Annotated in this window: 15 protein-coding genes; 10 read left to right on the top strand and 5 right to left on the bottom strand. The window is 69.5% G+C overall.

Going from position 1 to position 17,897, the window contains the following annotated elements; genetic code table 11:
• The first annotated feature begins 94 nt into the window (after positions 1-94).
• The 5 genes from OO70_RS44795 (at position 95) to OO70_RS44775 (ending at position 6,044) form a co-directional block, all read left to right on the top strand.
• Positions 95-1,426: an ABC transporter substrate-binding protein gene (locus OO70_RS44795; RefSeq protein ID WP_043685515.1), complete on the top strand. Its 1,332-nt coding sequence runs from the start codon at positions 95-97 to the stop codon at positions 1,424-1,426.
• Positions 1,427-1,436: 10 nt separating this feature from the next.
• Positions 1,437-2,321, top strand: a complete 885-nt coding sequence (locus OO70_RS44790; protein WP_043685512.1) for a carbohydrate ABC transporter permease — start codon at positions 1,437-1,439, stop codon at positions 2,319-2,321.
• On the top strand, positions 2,321-3,226 hold the full coding sequence (locus tag OO70_RS44785) for a carbohydrate ABC transporter permease (RefSeq protein ID WP_043685511.1): 906 nt from the start codon (positions 2,321-2,323) through the stop codon (positions 3,224-3,226). The genes OO70_RS44790 and OO70_RS44785 overlap by 1 nt, the downstream gene beginning before the upstream one ends.
• Positions 3,223-4,821: a family 43 glycosylhydrolase gene (locus tag OO70_RS44780; RefSeq protein ID WP_043685508.1), complete on the top strand. Its 1,599-nt coding sequence runs from the start codon at positions 3,223-3,225 to the stop codon at positions 4,819-4,821. Before OO70_RS44785 ends, OO70_RS44780 begins: the two co-directional genes overlap by 4 nt.
• 179 nt (positions 4,822-5,000) lie before the next feature.
• Entirely contained in the window at positions 5,001-6,044 is a 1,044-nt protein-coding gene (locus tag OO70_RS44775) for a LacI family DNA-binding transcriptional regulator (RefSeq protein WP_043685507.1), read from the top strand.
• Between the two features lie 63 nt (positions 6,045-6,107).
• Here OO70_RS44775 and OO70_RS44770 read toward each other — a convergent pair whose 3' ends face one another.
• Together OO70_RS44770 and OO70_RS44765 are read right to left on the bottom strand one after the other, a co-directional pair.
• Entirely contained in the window at positions 6,108-6,959 is an 852-nt protein-coding gene (locus tag OO70_RS44770) for an alpha/beta hydrolase (RefSeq protein WP_043685504.1), read from the bottom strand.
• Positions 6,960-7,148: 189 nt separating this feature from the next.
• Entirely contained in the window at positions 7,149-7,802 is a 654-nt protein-coding gene (locus OO70_RS44765; RefSeq protein ID WP_043685502.1) for a ThuA domain-containing protein, read from the bottom strand.
• A 75-nt stretch (positions 7,803-7,877) separates the two neighbouring features.
• On the opposite strand from OO70_RS44765, the gene OO70_RS44760 reads away from it, so the two are divergent.
• Both OO70_RS44760 and OO70_RS44755 read left to right on the top strand, forming a co-directional pair.
• Complete coding sequence (locus tag OO70_RS44760) at positions 7,878-8,510, top strand: VOC family protein (protein ID WP_043685500.1); 633 nt, start codon at positions 7,878-7,880, stop codon at positions 8,508-8,510.
• A gap of 68 nt (positions 8,511-8,578) precedes the next feature.
• Positions 8,579-8,980 (top strand): VOC family protein, encoded by a 402-nt coding sequence (locus tag OO70_RS44755; protein WP_043685498.1) that lies wholly within the window; start codon positions 8,579-8,581, stop codon positions 8,978-8,980.
• Here the strand turns inward: OO70_RS44755 and OO70_RS44750 are convergent.
• The gene (locus OO70_RS44750; protein ID WP_043685496.1) at positions 8,977-9,675 is read right to left on the bottom strand and encodes a helix-turn-helix transcriptional regulator; all 699 of its coding nucleotides are present in this window, start codon (positions 9,673-9,675) and stop codon (positions 8,977-8,979) included. The two genes, OO70_RS44755 and OO70_RS44750, sit on opposite strands and share 4 nt — an antisense overlap.
• Positions 9,676-9,699: 24 nt before the next feature.
• Positions 9,700-10,635, bottom strand: coding sequence for an AraC family transcriptional regulator (locus OO70_RS44745; protein ID WP_043685493.1), 936 nt, complete (start codon positions 10,633-10,635; stop codon positions 9,700-9,702).
• Positions 10,636-10,716: 81 nt separating this feature from the next.
• Here OO70_RS44745 and OO70_RS44740 point away from each other — a divergent pair, with 81 nt between their 5' ends.
• On the top strand, positions 10,717-11,559 hold the full coding sequence (locus OO70_RS44740) for an NmrA family NAD(P)-binding protein (RefSeq protein WP_043685490.1): 843 nt from the start codon (positions 10,717-10,719) through the stop codon (positions 11,557-11,559).
• 55 nt (positions 11,560-11,614) lie between these two features.
• On the opposite strand, the gene OO70_RS44735 is transcribed toward OO70_RS44740, so the two are convergent.
• Positions 11,615-12,775, bottom strand: coding sequence for a YihY/virulence factor BrkB family protein (locus OO70_RS44735; RefSeq protein WP_043685488.1), 1,161 nt, complete (start codon positions 12,773-12,775; stop codon positions 11,615-11,617).
• A gap of 528 nt (positions 12,776-13,303) precedes the next feature.
• Here OO70_RS44735 and OO70_RS44730 point away from each other — a divergent pair.
• Both OO70_RS44730 and OO70_RS44725 read left to right on the top strand, forming a co-directional pair.
• Positions 13,304-15,757, top strand: a complete 2,454-nt coding sequence (locus OO70_RS44730) for a Pls/PosA family non-ribosomal peptide synthetase (RefSeq protein ID WP_043685486.1) — start codon at positions 13,304-13,306, stop codon at positions 15,755-15,757.
• Positions 15,758-15,797: 40 nt separating this feature from the next.
• Positions 15,798-17,885 carry a non-ribosomal peptide synthetase gene (locus tag OO70_RS44725; RefSeq protein ID WP_043685483.1) on the top strand — a complete coding sequence of 696 codons (2,088 nt, stop codon included), beginning with the start codon at positions 15,798-15,800 and terminating at the stop codon, positions 17,883-17,885.
• Positions 17,886-17,897: the final 12 nt, after the last annotated feature.

Raw genomic sequence — 17,897 nt, 5'->3', positions numbered from 1 at the left:
AACTTGCTGCACACCTCTTGCTCCGACCAGGCCATCCTGCCTACCTTCCCAGCAACCGGTTTCTACCTCTTCTCTTCCGAAGGAACACGGTCTGATGAACTTCACCAGCCTCAGGAGAAGGTTCGCTCGTGCGGCCGTCACGGGCCTCGCCCTGACCGGTCTGCTCTCCGCCTGCGGCGGATCCGGCTCGGGGGACAAGGCGTCCTCCGGCCCGGTCACCCTCCCCTTCTGGGGCTGGGCCAACGGGCAGGACGCGGTCGTGAAGGCGTTCAACGCCGCGCACAAGGACATCAAGCTCAAGTACACCAAGGTCACCGACCAGTTGACGATGCAGAAGCAGCTGACCAACGCGGTCAAGGCCGGCAACGCGCCCTGCCTGGTGCAGAACACGGCGGAGTACGTGACCACCTGGGTCTCGCAGGGCGCACTCGCCGACATCTCGCAGTACGTCTCGGCCGACAAGGACAAGTTCAACGCGGGTTCGTGGGCGAGTGCGCAGGTGCAGGGCAAGTCCTATGGCGTGCCGACGAGTTCGGCGCCCGCGTTCACGATCTACCGCACGGACGTCTTCAAGAAGTACGGCCTGAAGGCGCCGACGACCTGGGACGAGTTCATCGCCGCCGGCAAGGTGCTCAAGAAGCACGGCATCAAGATCACGAACTACGCGGGTGAGGACCCGAGCACGCTGGAAGTCCTCTCCATGCAGGCCGGGGCGCACTGGTACGCCATCGACGGCAACTCCTGGAAGGTGGACTTCCAGGACACGGGCAGCCTCAAGGCGGCCGGGGTGATCCAGGACATCGTCGACAACGACCTCAACTCGAAGCTCTCCTTCGCGGATTACGCGGCCGTGCAGCGCAACTACGACAACGGCGGCACCGCGACCCGGCAGATCTCCACCTGGCAGATGGCGGGCATGGTGCAGAACTTCACCAAGTCCGACGGCAAGTGGGCGCTGTCACCCTGGCCCACGTTCCAGGGCGAGGCCGCCAAGACGCCCGCCGGGACCAACCAGAGCGGTGGCGTCACGCTGGTGACCAAGCAGTGCACGCACCAACAGCAGGCCGCGGAGGCCGCGTTGTGGATGTCCACCGACACCGGCGCGGTGAAGACGATGGCGAGCCCGACCACCGGCAACGGTGTGATGCCGGCGCTGGCCGACAGCAACGCGTACGTCGCCGAGGCGATCTCCGACAAGCTGCTCGGCACGAACTACGAGCCGGCGAAGAAGGTCGTCACCGACAGCCTGAACACCGTCACCTCGGACTGGGTGTTCGGCCCGGACTGGACCGCGATGTTCACCGAGCTGCAGACCGGCTGGGCGAAGGTGATGAACAAGGAGCAGAAGGTCACCGATCTGCTGGCGCACATGCAGGAGTGGACGGTCAAGGACCTGAAGTCCCGCGGTATCAGCGTCAAGGGCTGAGGCAGCGCCGATGATTCGCTCCCAGCGCTGGAAGGGTGCCGCCTTCACGGTGCCCTTCCAACTCGGCTTCGTGTTCCTGTACTTGATACCGATCGGGTACGCCGTCTACGAGTCTCTGTTCGTGGAGCACCAGTCCGGGCTCGGTCTCGGCGGCTCCACGGAGAAGTTCTCGGGCCTGGACAACTACCAACAGGGCCTGACGGACTCGGCGTTCATGAACTCGGTCCTGCGCGTGGTGCTGTTCGCATGCGTGCAGATCCCGGTGATGCTGCTCGTCAGCCTGCTGCTGGCGCTGTTCCTGGACGCGCTGTCCTCGAAGGCCGCCGGACGCTTTCGCATCCTGCTCCTTGTGCCGTACATGATCCCCGGGGTGGTAGCGGCGATCGTATGGATCAACCTCTACAGCCCGGACGTCGGGCCGTTGACCCCGCTGGGCAAGGTGTTCGGACTCTCCTGGAACTTCTTCGCGCCCTCGATGGTCTGGCCGTCCATCGGCAACCTGCTGACCTGGCACGGCATCGGCTACAACATGGTGATCATCTACGCGGCGCTCCAGGGCGTGCCCCGTGACCTCTTCGAGGCGGCCCGACTGGACGGCGCCTCCGAGTTCCAGGTCGCGCTGAGCATCAAAATCCCTTACGTGCGCGGTGCGTTGGTGCTGACCGGGATGCTCTCGATCATCCAGATGCTGCAGATCTTCAACGAACCGGCGCTGTTCCGGAACGTCACCCCGCAGACGGTGGACGACAGTTTCACCCCGATCATGGTCATCTACAACCAGGCGTTCAACGCGGGCAACTACCACTACGCCGCCGCCCTTTCGGTCCTCCTCGCCCTCGTCCTGGGCCTCGCCTCCTTCCTCTTCTACCGGCTCACCGCGAAGGAGGCCGACTGATGACCCTCACCGCAGAACACCGGAAGGCACAGCAGGTCCGGCGCCTCAACAAGCCCGATCCGGCGGCCCGTTCGCGCGGCGGCCAGCGCTTCCTGCTCGTCGGCCTGGTCCTGGCCAGCGCCTACAGCCTGTTCCCGGTGTGGTGGTTGCTCGTCGCCGCGACCAAGAACCGCACGGGGCTCTACCAGAGCAACGGCCTGTGGTTCTCCGGCATGCACCTGTGGGAGAACCTGCGTCAGGTCTTCACCTACGAGAACGGCATCTTCCTGCGCTGGACCGCCAACTCGTTCCTGTACGCGGGCGTCGGCTCCCTGGGCGGCACGCTCATCGCGCTCGCGACGGGCTACGGTCTCGCGCGCTTCGAATTTCCGGGCCGGGGCGCGGTGTTCGCGTGCGTGGTGGGATCGTTCCTGATCCCGATCGCGCTGCTCACGCTCCCGCTGTACCTGATGTTCTCGAAGATCGGCCTGGTCGACACCCCCTGGGCGATGCTGATCCCCTGCCTGATCAACCCGTTCAGCGTCTACCTCGCCAAGGTGTACACCGAGGCCACGGTCCCCTTCGAACTCCTGGAGGCCGCACGCCTCGACGGCGCGGGCGAGTTGCGGATCTTCTTCAGCATCGTGCTGCGGATGATGACGACGGGCGGCGCGACCGTGTTCCTGCTCGCGTTCGTGAACACCTGGAACGCCTTCTTCCTCCCGCTGACGGTCCTGCGCGGCGAGAAGAACTGGACCCTCAACATCGGCCTCTACAACTGGACGGGCAAACGCCTGGAGTCGGGCGTCGACCTCACCAGCCTGGTCCTGACCGGCGCGCTGCTGTCGATCGTGCCGATGGCCGTGATGATGGTCGCGATGCGTCGCTACTGGCGCACGGGGGTCACCCTGGGAGCCCTCAAGTGACCTTGCTGCACAACCCCGTTGTCCGCGGCTTCGCCCCCGACCCCTCCCTGGTCAGGGTCGGCGACTGGTACTACGTGGCGAACAGTTCCTTCGAGTGGTTCCCCACGATCCCGATCCACCGCTCACGGGACCTCGCCGACTGGCAGTACGCGGGCCATGTCCGGGGCGCGGTCCCCGGCGACTCCCTGGCGGGCGTCCCGGACTCGGGCGGCATCTGGGCACCCTCGCTCAGCTGGGACGGTGAGCGCTTCTGGGTGACGTACGCGATCGTCCGCTCGGTCGGCACGCCGTACTTCGACGCCGACACCTACGTCACTACGGCCGCGAGTGTCGACGGCAAGTGGGCGGCCCCCAGGCGGGTGGCGAGCCACGGTTTCGACCCGGCGCTGTTCCACGACGAGGGCAGGCTGTGGCTGCTCAACCTGCAGAACGACCACCGCCCCGGTGGCCGGCGCTTCGCGGGCATCGTCGCGACCGAGTTGGACCGGTCCACGCTCGCCCCGGCCGGCCCGACCCATCTCCTGCTCCAGCACGAACGGCTCGTAGAGGGACCGAAGTTGGTGCGCCGGGGCGGCTGGTACTACCTGCTGCTCGCGGAGGGCGGCACCGGGTTCGAGCACGGGGTACTGGTGGCGCGCAGCCGTACGGTCACCGGTCCGTACGAGCTCGACGACCGCCCCCTGCTGACGTCCCGGGACGACCCGTCGGTGCCGTTGCAGAAGGCGGGGCACGGCGAGTTGGTCGAACTGCCGGGCGGGGAGTGGGTGTTGAGCCATCTGGCGGCGCGCCCTGTCCCGACTCCCGCCGGACCGCGATGCACCCTGGGCCGGGAGACCGCGATCCAGGCCGTGACATGGGACGCGGACGGCTGGCCGAGGCTGCGGCACGGGGGTTGGCACCCGGCGGTGGAGGTGGACGTACCGACGCGCCCCGCCGCCCCACCCGATCAAGTCCCCGACGAAAGCGGTCCGTTGGACTGGCCCTGGAGCAGTCCGCGTGGCTACCCGGACCCATCCTGGGCCGATACGACCACGCGCCCCGGCTGGATCCGGTTGCGCGGGCGGCACGGGCCGGAGTCGCGCTGGGCACACAGTCTGCTCGCCCGGCGGATCACGGAGCATCGCGCGGAGGCCGAAGTCGCCGTGGGGGCACGGCCGTCGACGTTCACGCAGGCGGCGGGGCTGGTGCTCTGGTACGGCGCCGAGGCGTATCTGAGCCTGCACCTGACGTGGGCGGAGCCCGAGGGTGAGGGGCAGCGGGGGCAGCAGTGGCGGGGTGGTGGCCGTACGGTGCTGAGCCTGGTGGAGCGGGACGAGGACGGCACCCGTCAGGTGGCCGTCGTAGCGGTCGATGTCCGTGCTCCGGTGACGCTGGGGGTGACGGTCGAGGGGGCCGATGCCCGGTTCTGGTGGCTGCGGGCGGGAGTTCGGACGCCGGTCGGGCCGGTGCTGGACTTCAGTCGACTCTCGGACGACTACGGGTCGCGGCTGCGGTTCACCGGCGCGATGGCGGGCATCCACGCGTGGGATCCGGTCGACGCGGGGTTCACCGCCGACTTCACCGGGTTCCGCCTCGACTGCACGCCGCCCGGCTGACCTGTTCGGGGTTTCGAAAGGCCGGGTCGGCGTCATCAGGTGAATTCCCTGGTCTTCCCGCCGTGTTGACGCGCACCTATCGTAGGAAGCGCTTTCTGGACGGCTGATGGTCGGGCCGTGGAAGCAGCGCTGGTCGAAACTTTCGATGGCCCTCGGGCGGGCTGGAGAGGTGGTACCCGATGGTCCGTACGGGGAGCGCGAGCATGACGGCGGGGCCGACGCTGGCGGTCGTGGCGCGGGAGGCGGGCGTGTCCGTGCCGACGGCGTCCAAGGTGGTCAACGGCCGGGAGGACGTGGCGCCGGAGACGCGGCGGCGGGTGACGGAGGCGCTGGAGCGGCTCGGTTATGTGCGCAGGCCCAGGTTCGACGCGAGCAAGGCGCCGGGCCTTGTCGACCTGGTCGTGCACTCGTTGGAGAGTTCGTGGTCGGGGGCGGTGCTGCACGGGGTGGAGGAGGCCGCGTACGAGGCCGGACTTGAGGTGGTGGTGTCGGCCGGACTGACCCGGACGCGGGCCGACCGGCCCGAACGGGGCTGGCTGGACAAGCTGGTTGGGCGGGGTTCGTCCGGAGTCCTGTTCAATCTGGCCGAGTTGACCGCGTCGCAGTACTCCTGGCTCGACCAGCACCGCATCCCGTTCGTGATGATCGACCCCGTGCAGGAGCCACCGCCGGGCGTGGTGTCGGTCGGCGCGGCCAACTGGCACGGCGGGGTGATGGCGACCGAGCATCTGCTGTCCCTGGGCCATGAACGCATCGCCGTGATCGCCGGTCACCGGCACAAGATGTGCAGCAGCGCCCGCGTCGCCGGCTACCGCTCCGCGCTCGCCTCCGCCGGGGTGTCCGTGCGCCCCGACCACATCCGGCACGGCGGCTTCGACCAGGCCATGGCCCGCACCCGTATGCGTGAACTCCTCGACCTGCCCGAGCCGCCCACGGCGGTCTTCGTCTGCTCCGACCGGATGGCTCTGGGGGTCTACGAGGCCCTGGCGGAACGGCAGTTGACCGTCCCCGACGACATCAGCGTGGTCGGCTTCGACGACCTTCCCGAGGCCCGCTGGGTGACACCGGCCCTGACCACGATCCGGCAGCCCCTGTCGGAGATGGCCGCCACGGCCCTCCGTCTCCTGGTCCGGATGATGGACGGCGACCGCCCGGAGAGCACCCGGACGGAACTGTCGACCCGGCTGGTGGAACGGGGCAGCACGGGGGCGCCGCGCGGTTAGGGGCGCTCTCCCTTCCGGTCGGTCGACGGGGAGAGCGCCCCTGTCCGTGCTGGTGCCGCGAGGTCAGCTGACCGCCTCGGCGGCGTCCTTGATGAGACCGGCGACGGCCTTGGGGTGACTGATCATCACGACGTGGGAGGAGCGCGGCACTTCGACGACCTTGCGCGCGTTCGCACGGCTGTACATCCAGCGCTCGGCCGCCGGCGGGATCGCCTTGTCCTGGCCGGCGACCAGCCCCCACACCGGGATCGTCTTCCAGGCCGCGGCCGTGGTCGGGAAGATGAAGGAATCGGCGTCGAAGGGCCGCTGCGTGGCCTGCAGCACCGCGAAGTCGGCGGCGGAGATGTCGGCGGCGAAGGCCGCGTGGCCGTCCTTGCTCAGGTACAGATCGGTGCCGGTCGTGCCGTCGGCCTTCGTGTACGGCACCGGGACGCTCACCGGCCCGACCTCGCTGCCGGGGAACTTGGTGATGAGCTCGCCCTGCGTCTCGCCGACGTCGGGCACGAACGCGGCGATGTAGACCAGCGCCTTGACGTTGCTCTTCCCGGCGGCGGCGTTCGTGATGACCGTTCCACCCATGGAGTGCGCGACCAGCACGACCGGTCCGCTGATGGAGTCCAGCAGACTCGCGATGTACGGGGCGTCGGTCGGAATGCCCCGCAGCGGGTTCGACCCGGCGATCGTGGTGTAGCCCTTGTGCTGCAGCTCCTTGATGGTGGCGTTCCAGCAGGACGAGTCGGCGTAGCCGCCGTGCACCAGGACGATCGTGGGCTTCACCTTCGACTTCTCCTCACCGGTACCGGTCGTGGCCGTCGCCGCGCCGGCCGTTCCTTCTGCGCCGGCCACCAGCGCTGCCGACCCGGCCAGCGCCGCTCCGGCGGCCAGCACCTTGCGGCGGGAAACATCGGTACTCATGGGGCTCCTCACACAGCGGGAAAAGGGAACAGGCAGCCGTCAGAACTCCGGGTCGGTCGACGGGCTCAGCCACACAGGCGGCTTGATCGGTGCCGCATGCCATGGACCCTATGAGGAGCGCTTTTGCGCTGGCATCCGCAATATGACCTAGATTCCGGGGCGGGCGACCCACCGGCTCCGGAGGGCCCGCTACCCCAGCCCCGCCGCCCAGGTGATCCCACCGAGCAGATGCGCGCGGAAGTCCGGGTCCTCGTAGGCCTCCGAGGCGTGGCCCAGGGCCGTGTAGAAGACCCGGCCGGCGCCCTTCTCGTGGCACCACGCCAGGGGGTGGTCGGCGCCCATCCGGCCGCCCTCGTAGGAGGATTCGTCGGCGGAGACGAGGACGTGCGTCGAACTCCTCGGACTGGTGCGGAAGTCGTACCACTCGTCCGTGAACTGCCATACGGCGGGCAGGTGTCGGGTGGACGGGTGGGTGCGGTCCTCGATCACCGCCTTGCCCGGCTGGTGGGCGGGGTGCTGATCGAAGCGGGCTCCGAGGAGCTCGCCGTAGTACGGCCAGTCGTACTCCGTGCAGGCCGCCGCGTGGACGCCGACGAAGCCTCCGCCGGACTCGACGTAGGAGGTGAGGTGTTCGCGGCCCGTCGGCGTCAGTATCTCGCCGCTGGTGGAGAGGAAGACGACGGCCGCGTAGCCGTCGAGGGGGTGCTCGAAGGCGGCCGGGTCCTCCGTGGCGGTCACCTCGAAGGGGCCGAGGGTGCGTAGGGCGGTCACCGCCGCCGGTATGGAGTCGTGGCGGTAGGCCGTGGTGCGGGTGCAGACGAGGAGGCGGGGAGCAACAGCCATGCGGAGAAGCCTATTTCACCCCCCATACCCTCAGCCGCTCATGCGGTGCGGTCCCGCCGCGTAGCCTAGGTGGGGATGAATGCCATTCCCGCACTCCTCGACCACCTCGTCCTCGCGACCCCCGATCTCGCGGCGACGGTTGCCGACTTCACCGCGCGCACGGGCATCGCACCGGTCGCGGGCGGAGCCCATGTCGGGCTCGGCACCCGCAACTGCCTTGTGTCGCTGGGTGGTTCGCGTTACCTGGAGATCCTCGGCCCGGACCCGGAGCAGCCCGAGCCGTCAGGTCCCCGCCCCTTCGGTGTCGACGGGCTGGCCGTCGCCCGGACGGTGACCTGGGCGGTCAGCCCGCCCGATCTGGACGCGGCGGTCGCGGCGGCCCGTGCTCAGAGGTACGACCCCGGGCCCGTGCGGGCGATGAGTCGGCGCCGGCCCGACGGCACGCTGCTGGAGTGGCGGCTCACCGACGGGGACACGGCGCACCCCTCCGGTCTGGTGCCGTTCCTCATCGACTGGAGTTCCTCGCCCCACCCGACCGCCTCGGGCCTGCCCGTCGCACCCCTGCTGGAGCTGACCGCGACCGCCCCGGACCCCGACGAGATCCGCCCGCTGCTGTCCGCCGTGGGCGCGGAGCTGCCCTTGACCGAGGGCCCGGTGCGCCTCTCTTTCACGTTGGACACGCCACGCGGGCCGGTGGCCTTCGACTGAGCAATCCATCAGGCTCGGTGTCCGATTCCTTCAAGACCAGCGCCCCTACGTCTGCCTACCGTGGCCCCATGACTCCACGATTCGACGCGATCGGCCTGGTCGTCTCCGACATGGCCGCCTCTGTCGCCTTCTACCGTCGGCTCGGCTTCGCCTTCCCCGAGGATGCCGAGACACAGCCGCACACCGAGGCCCAACTGCCCGGCGGGCTGCGCCTGTTGCTGGACACGGAGGACACCATCCGCTCGTTCCACGCGGGTTGGCAGCCACCCACCGGAGGCAGTGCTCGCGCCGCGCTCGCCCTGCTCTGCGAGGACCCCGCCGAAGTCGACCGGGTCTACGAGGAGTTGGTCGGCGCCGGGCACCACGGCGAGCTCAAGCCCTGGGACGCATTCTGGGGCCAGCGGTACGCCGTCGTGCACGATCCCGACGGCAACGGCGTGGACCTGTTCGCCCCGCTCCCGTCTGCCTAGCCGGCGCGGCCGAGCAGCTCCCCCAGCGGCATCCCCGCCAACTCCTTGACGTCCCGGGCGAGATGGGCCTGGTCCGCGTAACCGGACCGGGCCGCCGTCTCCGCGAACGGCACTCCGTCGCGGGCCAGTACGAGGGCCCGCTGGAGGCGCAGCACCCGGGCCAGTGTCTTGGGGCCGTAGCCGAACGCGGCCAGCGAGCGGCGGTGCAACTGGCGGGCTCCGAGGCCGAGTTCGTCGGCGGTGGCGGCGACGGGGCGACCGGTGTCGAGGGCCGCCACGAGGTGTCGTAGCAGCGGATCGGGTGGGGGCGCGTCCGCCGCGCGTTCCAGTGCCGTTTCCTCCAGCGCGGTCACGGGGTCGGGGGCCGCGTCGATGCGGGCGGTCAGGTGGCGTACCCCGGCGGCGGGCCACAGGTCGGCGAGGTCGACGCGGCGGTCCCGGAGTTCGTGCGCGGGGACGCCCAGGAAGGTGGGCGCGGTGCCGGGGAAGAAGCGGATGCCGGCCCAGCGCGAGGGTGCGCCCTCGGGGACGTACGCACGTGTGTCGGGGCCCGCGACCAGCAGGCGGCCCTCGTTCCAGAGGAGGTCCATGCAGCCGTCGGGGAGGACCGGCTGGACCGGGCCGGCCGCGGGGTCCTCGACGGTCCGGCTCCAGACCACCGCGCCCGGCAGCCGCGACGCCCTCTCCACGTACACGGCGAAAAGGCTACGCCGACCCTGCTACGCCGACCGCGTCCGGTGCTCTTGCGGGCTTCGTCCGTAGACCCGTTTGAAGGCGCTGGAGAGGGCGAACGCGCTGCCGTAGCCGACCTGCCTCGCTATCGCGCCGATGGTGTCCTCCGTGTCGCGGAGGCGGTCCGCGGCGAGGGCGAGGCGCCAGGCCGTGAGGTACGACATCGGGGGTTCGCCGACGAGTTCGGTGAAGCGGCGGGCCAGGGCCGCGCGGGAGACGCCCGCCTTGGCGGCGAGGGAGGCGACCGTCCAGGGGTGGGCGGGGTCGTCCTGGAGGAGGCGCAGGACCCTGCCCACGACGGGGTCCGCCAGTGCGCGGTACCAGGCCGGGGCCTCCGCCTCCGGGCGGGAGAACCAGGCCCTGAGCGCGGCGATGACCAGGAGGTCGAGGAGGCGGTCCAGGACGACCTCCTGGGCGGGTTCGTCGCGGACGATCTCCTCCATGAGGAGCGGGGTCAGCGGGCACTCCCACACCTCGGAGGGGAGGGAGAGCAGCGGTGGGAGGGCGTCCAGGAGGCGGCCGTTGATCTCGCCGCGCATGAGGTAGGTGCCGATGAGCATCACCGTGGAGCCGTCGAGGCGGTCGCCCCAGGTGCGGACGCCGAGGTCCATGGTGCCCTTGAGGGAGCCGCCGTCGGGGTAGCGGCACTCGCCGCCGGGCAGGATCAGGGCCTGCGGGGTCGTGTCCGGGGCGTCTCCGCAGGTGTACGGGTCGGGGCCGCGCGCGATGGCGAGGTCGCCGGCCCGCAGTCGTATCCGCTCCCCCGTCTCCGGGGTGATCCAGGCGTCGCCGCGGACCATGAGCATGACCGTCAGCGGGGCGCGGTCCTCGACGCGTACCGCCCACGGCGGGTCGAAGCACGCGCGGATCATGAAGGCGCCACGCGCGCGTGGACCCTCAAGAAGGCCTGCAAGGGCGTCCATGCGGCCAGCGTAGACGCGTGCTTATGGGAATGAGCCGTTCAGCGATGGCCGGTGCGCGCACACGGCGGTTGACTGAACGGCATGACACAGAATGCACCGAACATGACGGTTGTGGTGACGGGCGCTTCGGGTCGTACGGGGCGTCGGGTGGCGGAGGCGGCGCGGGCGGCGGGGCTGACCGTGCGGGCGGCCTCGCGGGCGCAGGGCTTCGACTGGGCGGACCGGTCGACGTGGGCGGACACCTTGCGGGGCGCCGATGCCGCGTATCTCGTCTATCCCTCGGACGTCGGGGCGCCGGACGCGGGCCGCGCGGTGGGGCTGCTCGCGCAGGAGGCGGTCGGGCTGGGCGTACGGCGGCTCGTGCTGCTGTCGTCGCGGGGTGAGGAGCGGGCGCGGCCGACCGAGGAGGCGCTGCGGGGGTCGGGGGCGGACTGGACGGTCGTACGTGCCGCGTGGTTCGCGCAGAACTTCAGCGAGGGGCCGCTGGTGGAGGGGTTTCGGGAGAGTGGGGAACTGGTGTTCCCCGGGGGTTCGGTTCGGGAGCCGTTCGTCGATGTGCGGGACATCGCGGATGTGGTCGTCGCTGCGTTGGCGGGTGGGGACCGGTATGTCGGGCAGGCGATCACGGTGTCCGGGGCGCGGTTGCTGACGTTCGGGGAGGCGGTCGCGGAGATCGCGGCGGTGACGGGGCGGGAGTTGACGTACCGGGCGGTGTCTGCCCGTCAGTACGGGGGGATCCTCTCGGGGTTCGGGGTGCCGGCCGAGGAGGTCGAGTTCCTGGTGGAGTTGTTCGAGTCGTTGCTGGACGGGCGTAACTCGTATCTCTCGGACGGGGTTCAGGAGGTGTTGGGGCGGGAGCCGCGTGACTTTGGGGAGTTCGTGCGGGAGGCGGCGTCTGTGGGGGTCTGGAAGGCCGGTGGTTAACTGCCGCGCCGTTGTGGCTGGTCGCGCAGTTCCCCGCGCCCCTGCGGGGCGCGCTTCACTTGTCCGGTGATTGGGAGTTGCCGGTTCCCTTGTGGGTGCTCTTCGCGTGGGTGCGCAGGCGGGAACCCACGTCCTCCGGAGGTAGGAAGCGGGACCAGCGTTCCGGGAATTCGGAGGGCATGTCGGGGTCGTCGGGGTCGTCGTCCTCGTCGTCGCGGGAGCGGACCGCGGCCATCCTCGCGACGTACTCGGCGGCCTGTTCCTCCTGTCGGCGTTCGTTGGCGGCGCGGGCTGCGGCGGTGGCGGCGGCCGGCCAGACGCGGTCGATGGCCGCGTTGACGGCGGCGCCTACGAGTACGGCGAACGCGGAGACGCCGATCCAGAGCAGGACGGCGACGGGCGCGGCGAGGGAGCCGTAGATGGTGGGGCCCTCGACCGTGCTGGTGAGGTAGATGCGCAGCAGGTAGCTGCCGAGCACCCACATGGCGAGGGCGACCAGGGCGCCCGGCACGTCCTCGATCCACGGGGAGCGGACGGGGACGGACACGTGGTACAGCGTCGTCAGGAAGACGACGGACAGGACGATGACAACCGGCCAGTACAGGACCTGTACGACCGTCTCCGACCACGGCACCACGTTCACCACGGCGTCCGGTCCCGCGACCATCAGGGGCAGTGCGACCGAGCCGATCAGCAGGGCCGCGATGAACAGGGCGAAGGACACGATCCGGGTCTTGACGATGCCGCGTACGCCGTCGAGGCCGTACATGACGGTGATGGTGTCGATGAAGACGTTGACCGCGCGGGAGCCCGACCACAGGGCGAACAGGAAGCCTATGGAGATGACGTCGGGCCGGCCGCCCTTCATCACGTCGTGCAGGATCGGCTGGGCGATCTCGTGCACGCCCTTGTCGGTCAGGACGGTGCGGGACGCCTCCAGGATGTTGTTCTCCAGGCCGGCGATGCTGTGGGCGCCGGTCCAGCTGTCGACGTAGCCGAGCAGGCCGATGAGGCTCAGCAGGAGCGGCGGCACGGACAGCAGCGTGAAGAACGCGGCCTCGGCCGCGAGGCCCAGGATGCGGTACTCCATGCAGGAGTTGACGGTGTCCTTGACCAGCAGCCAGGCGGTCCTGCGCTTGGAGACGTTCCGGTAGAGGGCACGCGCCCGGTGGAACCGGCCGGTGGGCCGCTCGGGGGTTTCACTTGCTGACTGCACGCCCTAAAGGTATCCGCCGCGCCGGGATGCACTCATCCCCCGGGGGCGTCGGCCGGGCGGGACGTCCTCCGGCCAGTCCTGTCATGCTCGCGCTGGCCGAAAACATTCGCCCCTGAAATCGAATTGGCATGCGAAATTTTAATGGTTGTTTCGGAAAGTGACCCGGTGAGGACTTCGACCGTCAATTTATGTTGACCAAACCCTCATCCGGCGAAGACGAAAAAGCGCCATTGACCAAAATGGCCTTGACCCGTTCCAGAATGTCCAGAAATAATCCGGACTGCATTCGTTGCGCGCGTTGGGACGACGTCAGCGCACACGACTCGGGGGAAACAAATGGCCCATGACCGGGGCCTCGTCCACATGGTAACTCTGTACACAATGCGGAACTCCATTCTCACGAATTCCCATTTACCTCACCCGTTTCGCGTGCCTTTCAATTTCCCCCTGCCGTGAACAACGGGCGCGACTCCGCCGTATTCGTCTTTGGTAATTCAAAGACAGCGATCAGCACCAAGGAGCCACGTGGTGGGAAACCCCGGCACCGTCACCGAGACCGTCCTCGCAGAGGTCCTGGCCGGTGTCGTCAGCAAGGAAGTCATACCGCTCGACAGTCACTTCTTCGATGATCTGGGCGCCAACTCGCTGGTGATGGCGCACTTCTGCGCACGGGTCAGGAAGCGGGACGATCTGCCGTCGGTGTCGATGCGGGACGTCTACGGCCATCCGACGATCCGCAGTCTGGCGGCAGCGCTCGCCGAAACACCCGAAACTTCCGCACCGGTGGCGGCGACGGAGGCACCGCCGGCCGGCAGCACGGCGCGCTATCTGTTGTGCGGAACACTTCAATTCCTCGTATTCGCGGTGTACTGCGCGCTCGCCGGACTGGTCACCGGACGCGGCTACGAATGGATTTCCAGCGGTGACGGAGTGGTCCAGGTATATCTGCGGTCCGCGATATTCGGCGGCGCCGTGTTCATCGGCGTGTGCACGGTGCCCGTGGTGGCCAAGTGGGTGCTCGTCGGCCGCTGGAAGGAGACCGAATTCCCTGTCTGGGGCCTCGCCTACGTCCGGTTCTGGACGGTCAAGGCGCTGCTGCACGCCAACCCGATGATCCTGTTCGCCGGCAACCCGGTCTACGTCCTCTACCTGCGCGCCCTCGGCGCCCGGATCGGCAAGGGCGTCACGATCCTGTCCCACTCCGTACCGGTCTGCACCGACCTGCTGACCATCGGTGCCGGAACGGTCATCCGCAAGGACACCTTCTTCCTCTGCTACCAGGCACACGCCGGCCGCATCCGCACCGGCAGCGTCACGCTCGGCAGCGAGGTCTACGTGGGCGAGAAGACGGTCCTCGACATCGGCACGACCATGGGCGACGGGTCCCAACTCGGCCACTCCAGCGCGCTGTACGACGGCGCGCAGGTCCCGGCCGGCGAGCGCGTGCACGGCTCCCCGGCCCAGCGCACGGACGTCGACTACGTCCGCGTCCCGGCGGCGGACTGCTCCACACTGCGTCGCTTCGGCTACGGCCTGGCCGCGATCCTGCAGATGGTGCTGGTCTACGTCCCGCTCGCGGTCGGCGGTACCTACATGCTTCTGACCGTGGTGCCGGCCCTGGACCACCTGCTCGACCCGAACACGAAGGACCTCAACTCGGCCGGTTTCTACGGCGAGGCGCTGGGCCTGTCGCTCGTGGCGTTCGTGGGGTTCGTCGTCCTCGGCTTCGCCGCGGTGTCGCTGCTGCCCAGGCTGCTGCGTCCGCTGGTGCGCCCCGACCGGGTGTATCCGCTGTACGGCTTCCACTACTCGGTGCAGCGCGCGGTGGCGCGGATGACCAACCTGAAGTTCTTCAAGTGGCTGTGCGGGGACAGCTCGTACATCGTCGGCTATCTGAAGGCCATCGGCTACGACCTCGGCGAGGTGGAGCAGACCGGCTCCAACTTCGGTACGGAGGTGCAGCACGAGACGCCGTATCTGGCCACCGTGGGAACGGGCACGATGGTCGCGGACGGTCTGTCGATCGTCAACGCGGACTTCTCCAGTACGTCGTTCCGTGTGTCGCGCGCCACGATCGGGCCGCGCAACTTCCTCGGCAACAACATCGCCTACCCCTCGGGGGGCCGCACCGGCGACAACTGCCTGCTCGCCACGAAGGTGATGGTCCCGCTCGACGGCGAAGTCCGGGAGGGCGTGGGCCTGTTGGGCTCGCCGTGCTTCGAGATCCCGCGCTCGGTGGAACGCGACAGCCGCTTCGACCACCTGCGCGAGGGCGACGAACTGGAACGCCGGCTGCGCGCGAAGAACCGCTCCAACCTGCGCTCGATGGGCCTGTACCTGTTCGTGCGCTGGCTGCACTGGTTCGTGCTCACCGTGCTCGGCTTCGCCGCCGTCGACCTGTACGGGGGCGAGGGCATCGGCGGGGGGCTGCTGATCGGCGCGTCCCTGATGCTCGGGCTCGGTTTCACCGCCGGGTACTACGTGCTGGTGGAGCGTCTGGTCGGCGGATTCCGGCCGCTGGAGCCCAAGTTGTGCTCGATCTACGACCCGTACTTCTGGTGGCACGAGCGGCTGTGGAAGGTGCCGGACCACTACATCCAGGTGTTCAACGGGACGCCCTTCAAGAACCTCATCTGGCGGCTGCTGGGCGTACGGATCGGACGCCGGGTCTTCGACGACGGCGCCTACATCACCGAGCGCACGCTGACCGCTATCGGCGACGACTGCACGCTGTCGGCGCACACCAAGGTGCAGTCCCACTCGCAGGAGGACGGCACCTTCAAGTCCGAACACATCACCATCGGCGCGGGCTGCACCCTCGGGGTGGGGGCGCTCGTTCACTACGGCGTGTCGATGGGTGACGGGGCCGTACTGGCCGCCGACTCCTTCCTGATGAAGGGCGAGGAGATGCCGGCGCTGGCGCGGTGGGGCGGGAATCCGGCGGTGGCGCCACGGCGCGCCGGACGGCACATGACTCCCTGACGGCTCGTGCCGTAGGGGGAAGGAAACAGGGGGAAGAACGATGGAGATCATTCCGCGGTGGACGCTCGCTCCGGTGCCCGGTGTGGCGGAGCACGAAGTGTCCCTGCCCGACGGGCTGTCGATCGAGCCCGCCGCACTGAAAATCGCCCACGCCAGGGTCCTCGCCGCACTGTCCGGCGAACCCGCCGAGGAGGACCCGGCGTTGCAGGTGAGCGTCACCGACCGCACGCTGCGGCTGCGGTACCGCACCGACGTCCTGGACGCCGAGGCCGCCGCCCGTGTCGCGGGCTATCACGTCACCGTCCTCACCGATCCGAGGCGGACGAGCCTGCTGTCCGAGGCCGAAGTCCGCTTCCAGCTGGAGGAGTTGGCGGGCCCGCACCGCGAGCTGCCCGACCGGCGGGTGCACGAGCTGTTCGAGGAGCGGGTGTTGCTGCACCCGGACGCGGTCGCCGCCGTGCAGGGCGACCGGCAGTGGACCTACCGGGAGCTCAACTCCCGGGCGAACCAGCTGAGTCGGGCACTGCTCTCGCGCGGCCTGACCCGCGAGGGTGTCGTCGCCGTGGTGCTGGAGCGCAACCTCGACTGGATGGCCGCCGTGCTCGCCGTGTTCAAGGCGGGCGGGGTGTATCTGCCCGTCGAGCCGCACTTCCCGGCCGACCGGGTCGCGCGGGTACTGGAGCGCGCCGGGTGCCAGCTGGTCCTGACCGAGCACGGCAGCGACGGCGCGCTGGACCCGACGTCCGAGCGCACGCTCTATGTCCACGAGGCCTACGCCGAGGAGCACTCGGACGGCGACCTCGGGATCCCGGTCCGGCCGGGCCAACTCGCCTACATCTACTTCACGTCCGGATCCACCGGTGAGCCCAAGGGCGCCATGTGCGAGCACGCGGGTTTCCTCAACCACGTGTTCGCCAAGCTCGACGACCTGGGGATCGGGGCCGGGCAGGTGGTGGCGCAGACCGCGCCCCAGTGCTTCGACATCTCGCTGTGGCAGCTCGTCTGCGCGCCGCTCGTGGGCGGGCGGACGCTGCTGGTGGAGCAGGACGTGATCCTGGACGTGGCGCGGTTCGTCGACACGATCGAGGCGGGGCGCGTCAATGTGCTCCAGGTCGTGCCGTCGTATCTGGAGGCCGTCCTGGCCGAGTTGGAGCGGCAGCCGCGTGAACTGCCCGATCTGCGCTGTGTGTCGGTGACCGGGGAGGCCGTGAAGAAGGAACTCGTGGAGCGCTGGTTCGCGGCGCGGCCCGGAGTGCGGCTAGTCAACGCCTATGGCCTGACGGAGACTTCGGACGACACCAACCACGAGGTGATGGACCGGGCGCCGGACGGGCCCCGGGTCCCGCTCGGCCGCCCTGTCGGCAATGTGCGGGTGTACGTCGTCGACGAGGATCTGGTGCCCGTGCCGCTGGGGGCGCCCGGCGAGATCGTGTTCTCCGGTGTGTGCGTCGGCCGGGGGTACGTCAACGATCCGGAACGGACGGCGGCGGCGTTCACCGAGGACCCGTACCGGCCCGGTGAGCGGCTGTACCGCAGCGGTGACCACGGGCGCTGGCGGCCCGACGGCAAGCTGGAGTTCCTGGGGCGCCGGGACAGCCAGGTGAAGATCCGCGGCTTCCGTATCGAGATCGGCGAGATCGAGAACGCGCTGCTGCGGGTGGACGGGGTGCGGGACGGCGCGGTGGTCGTCGTACGCGGGACGCAGCTGGTGGCGTTCTGCACGGGTGCACGGCCTGTCGAGGCCGCCGCCGTGCGCGAGCGGCTCGCCGAGTCGCTGCCCGCGTACATGGTGCCGTCGGTCGTGCACTGGCGGGCGTCGCTGCCGTTGACCGCCAACGGCAAGACCGACCGCAGGACCCTCACCGCGCTCGCCGGTGACCTGGACGCCGTGGGCGACGGGCCCGACACGCCGGCCGAGCGCCGGCTGGCGGCGGCCTGGGCGGTGGTCCTTGGCATCCCGGCCGACCGGATCGGCCGCCAGGACCACTTCTTCGACCGCGGCGGCACCTCGCTGGCCGCGGTGAAGCTGGCGGTCGCCCTCGACCGGGCGATCAGCCTGAAGGACGTCACCCGTCACCCGGTCCTCGCGGACCTGGCCGGACTGCTGGACCCGCCGGTCTCCTCCTGAGCCCAGCCGCAC

The organism is Streptomyces xylophagus (assembly GCF_000716435.1).
Lineage (GTDB): Bacteria > Actinomycetota > Actinomycetes > Streptomycetales > Streptomycetaceae > Streptomyces > Streptomyces xylophagus.
This window is presented reverse-complemented; position numbering and strand designations above follow the sequence as displayed.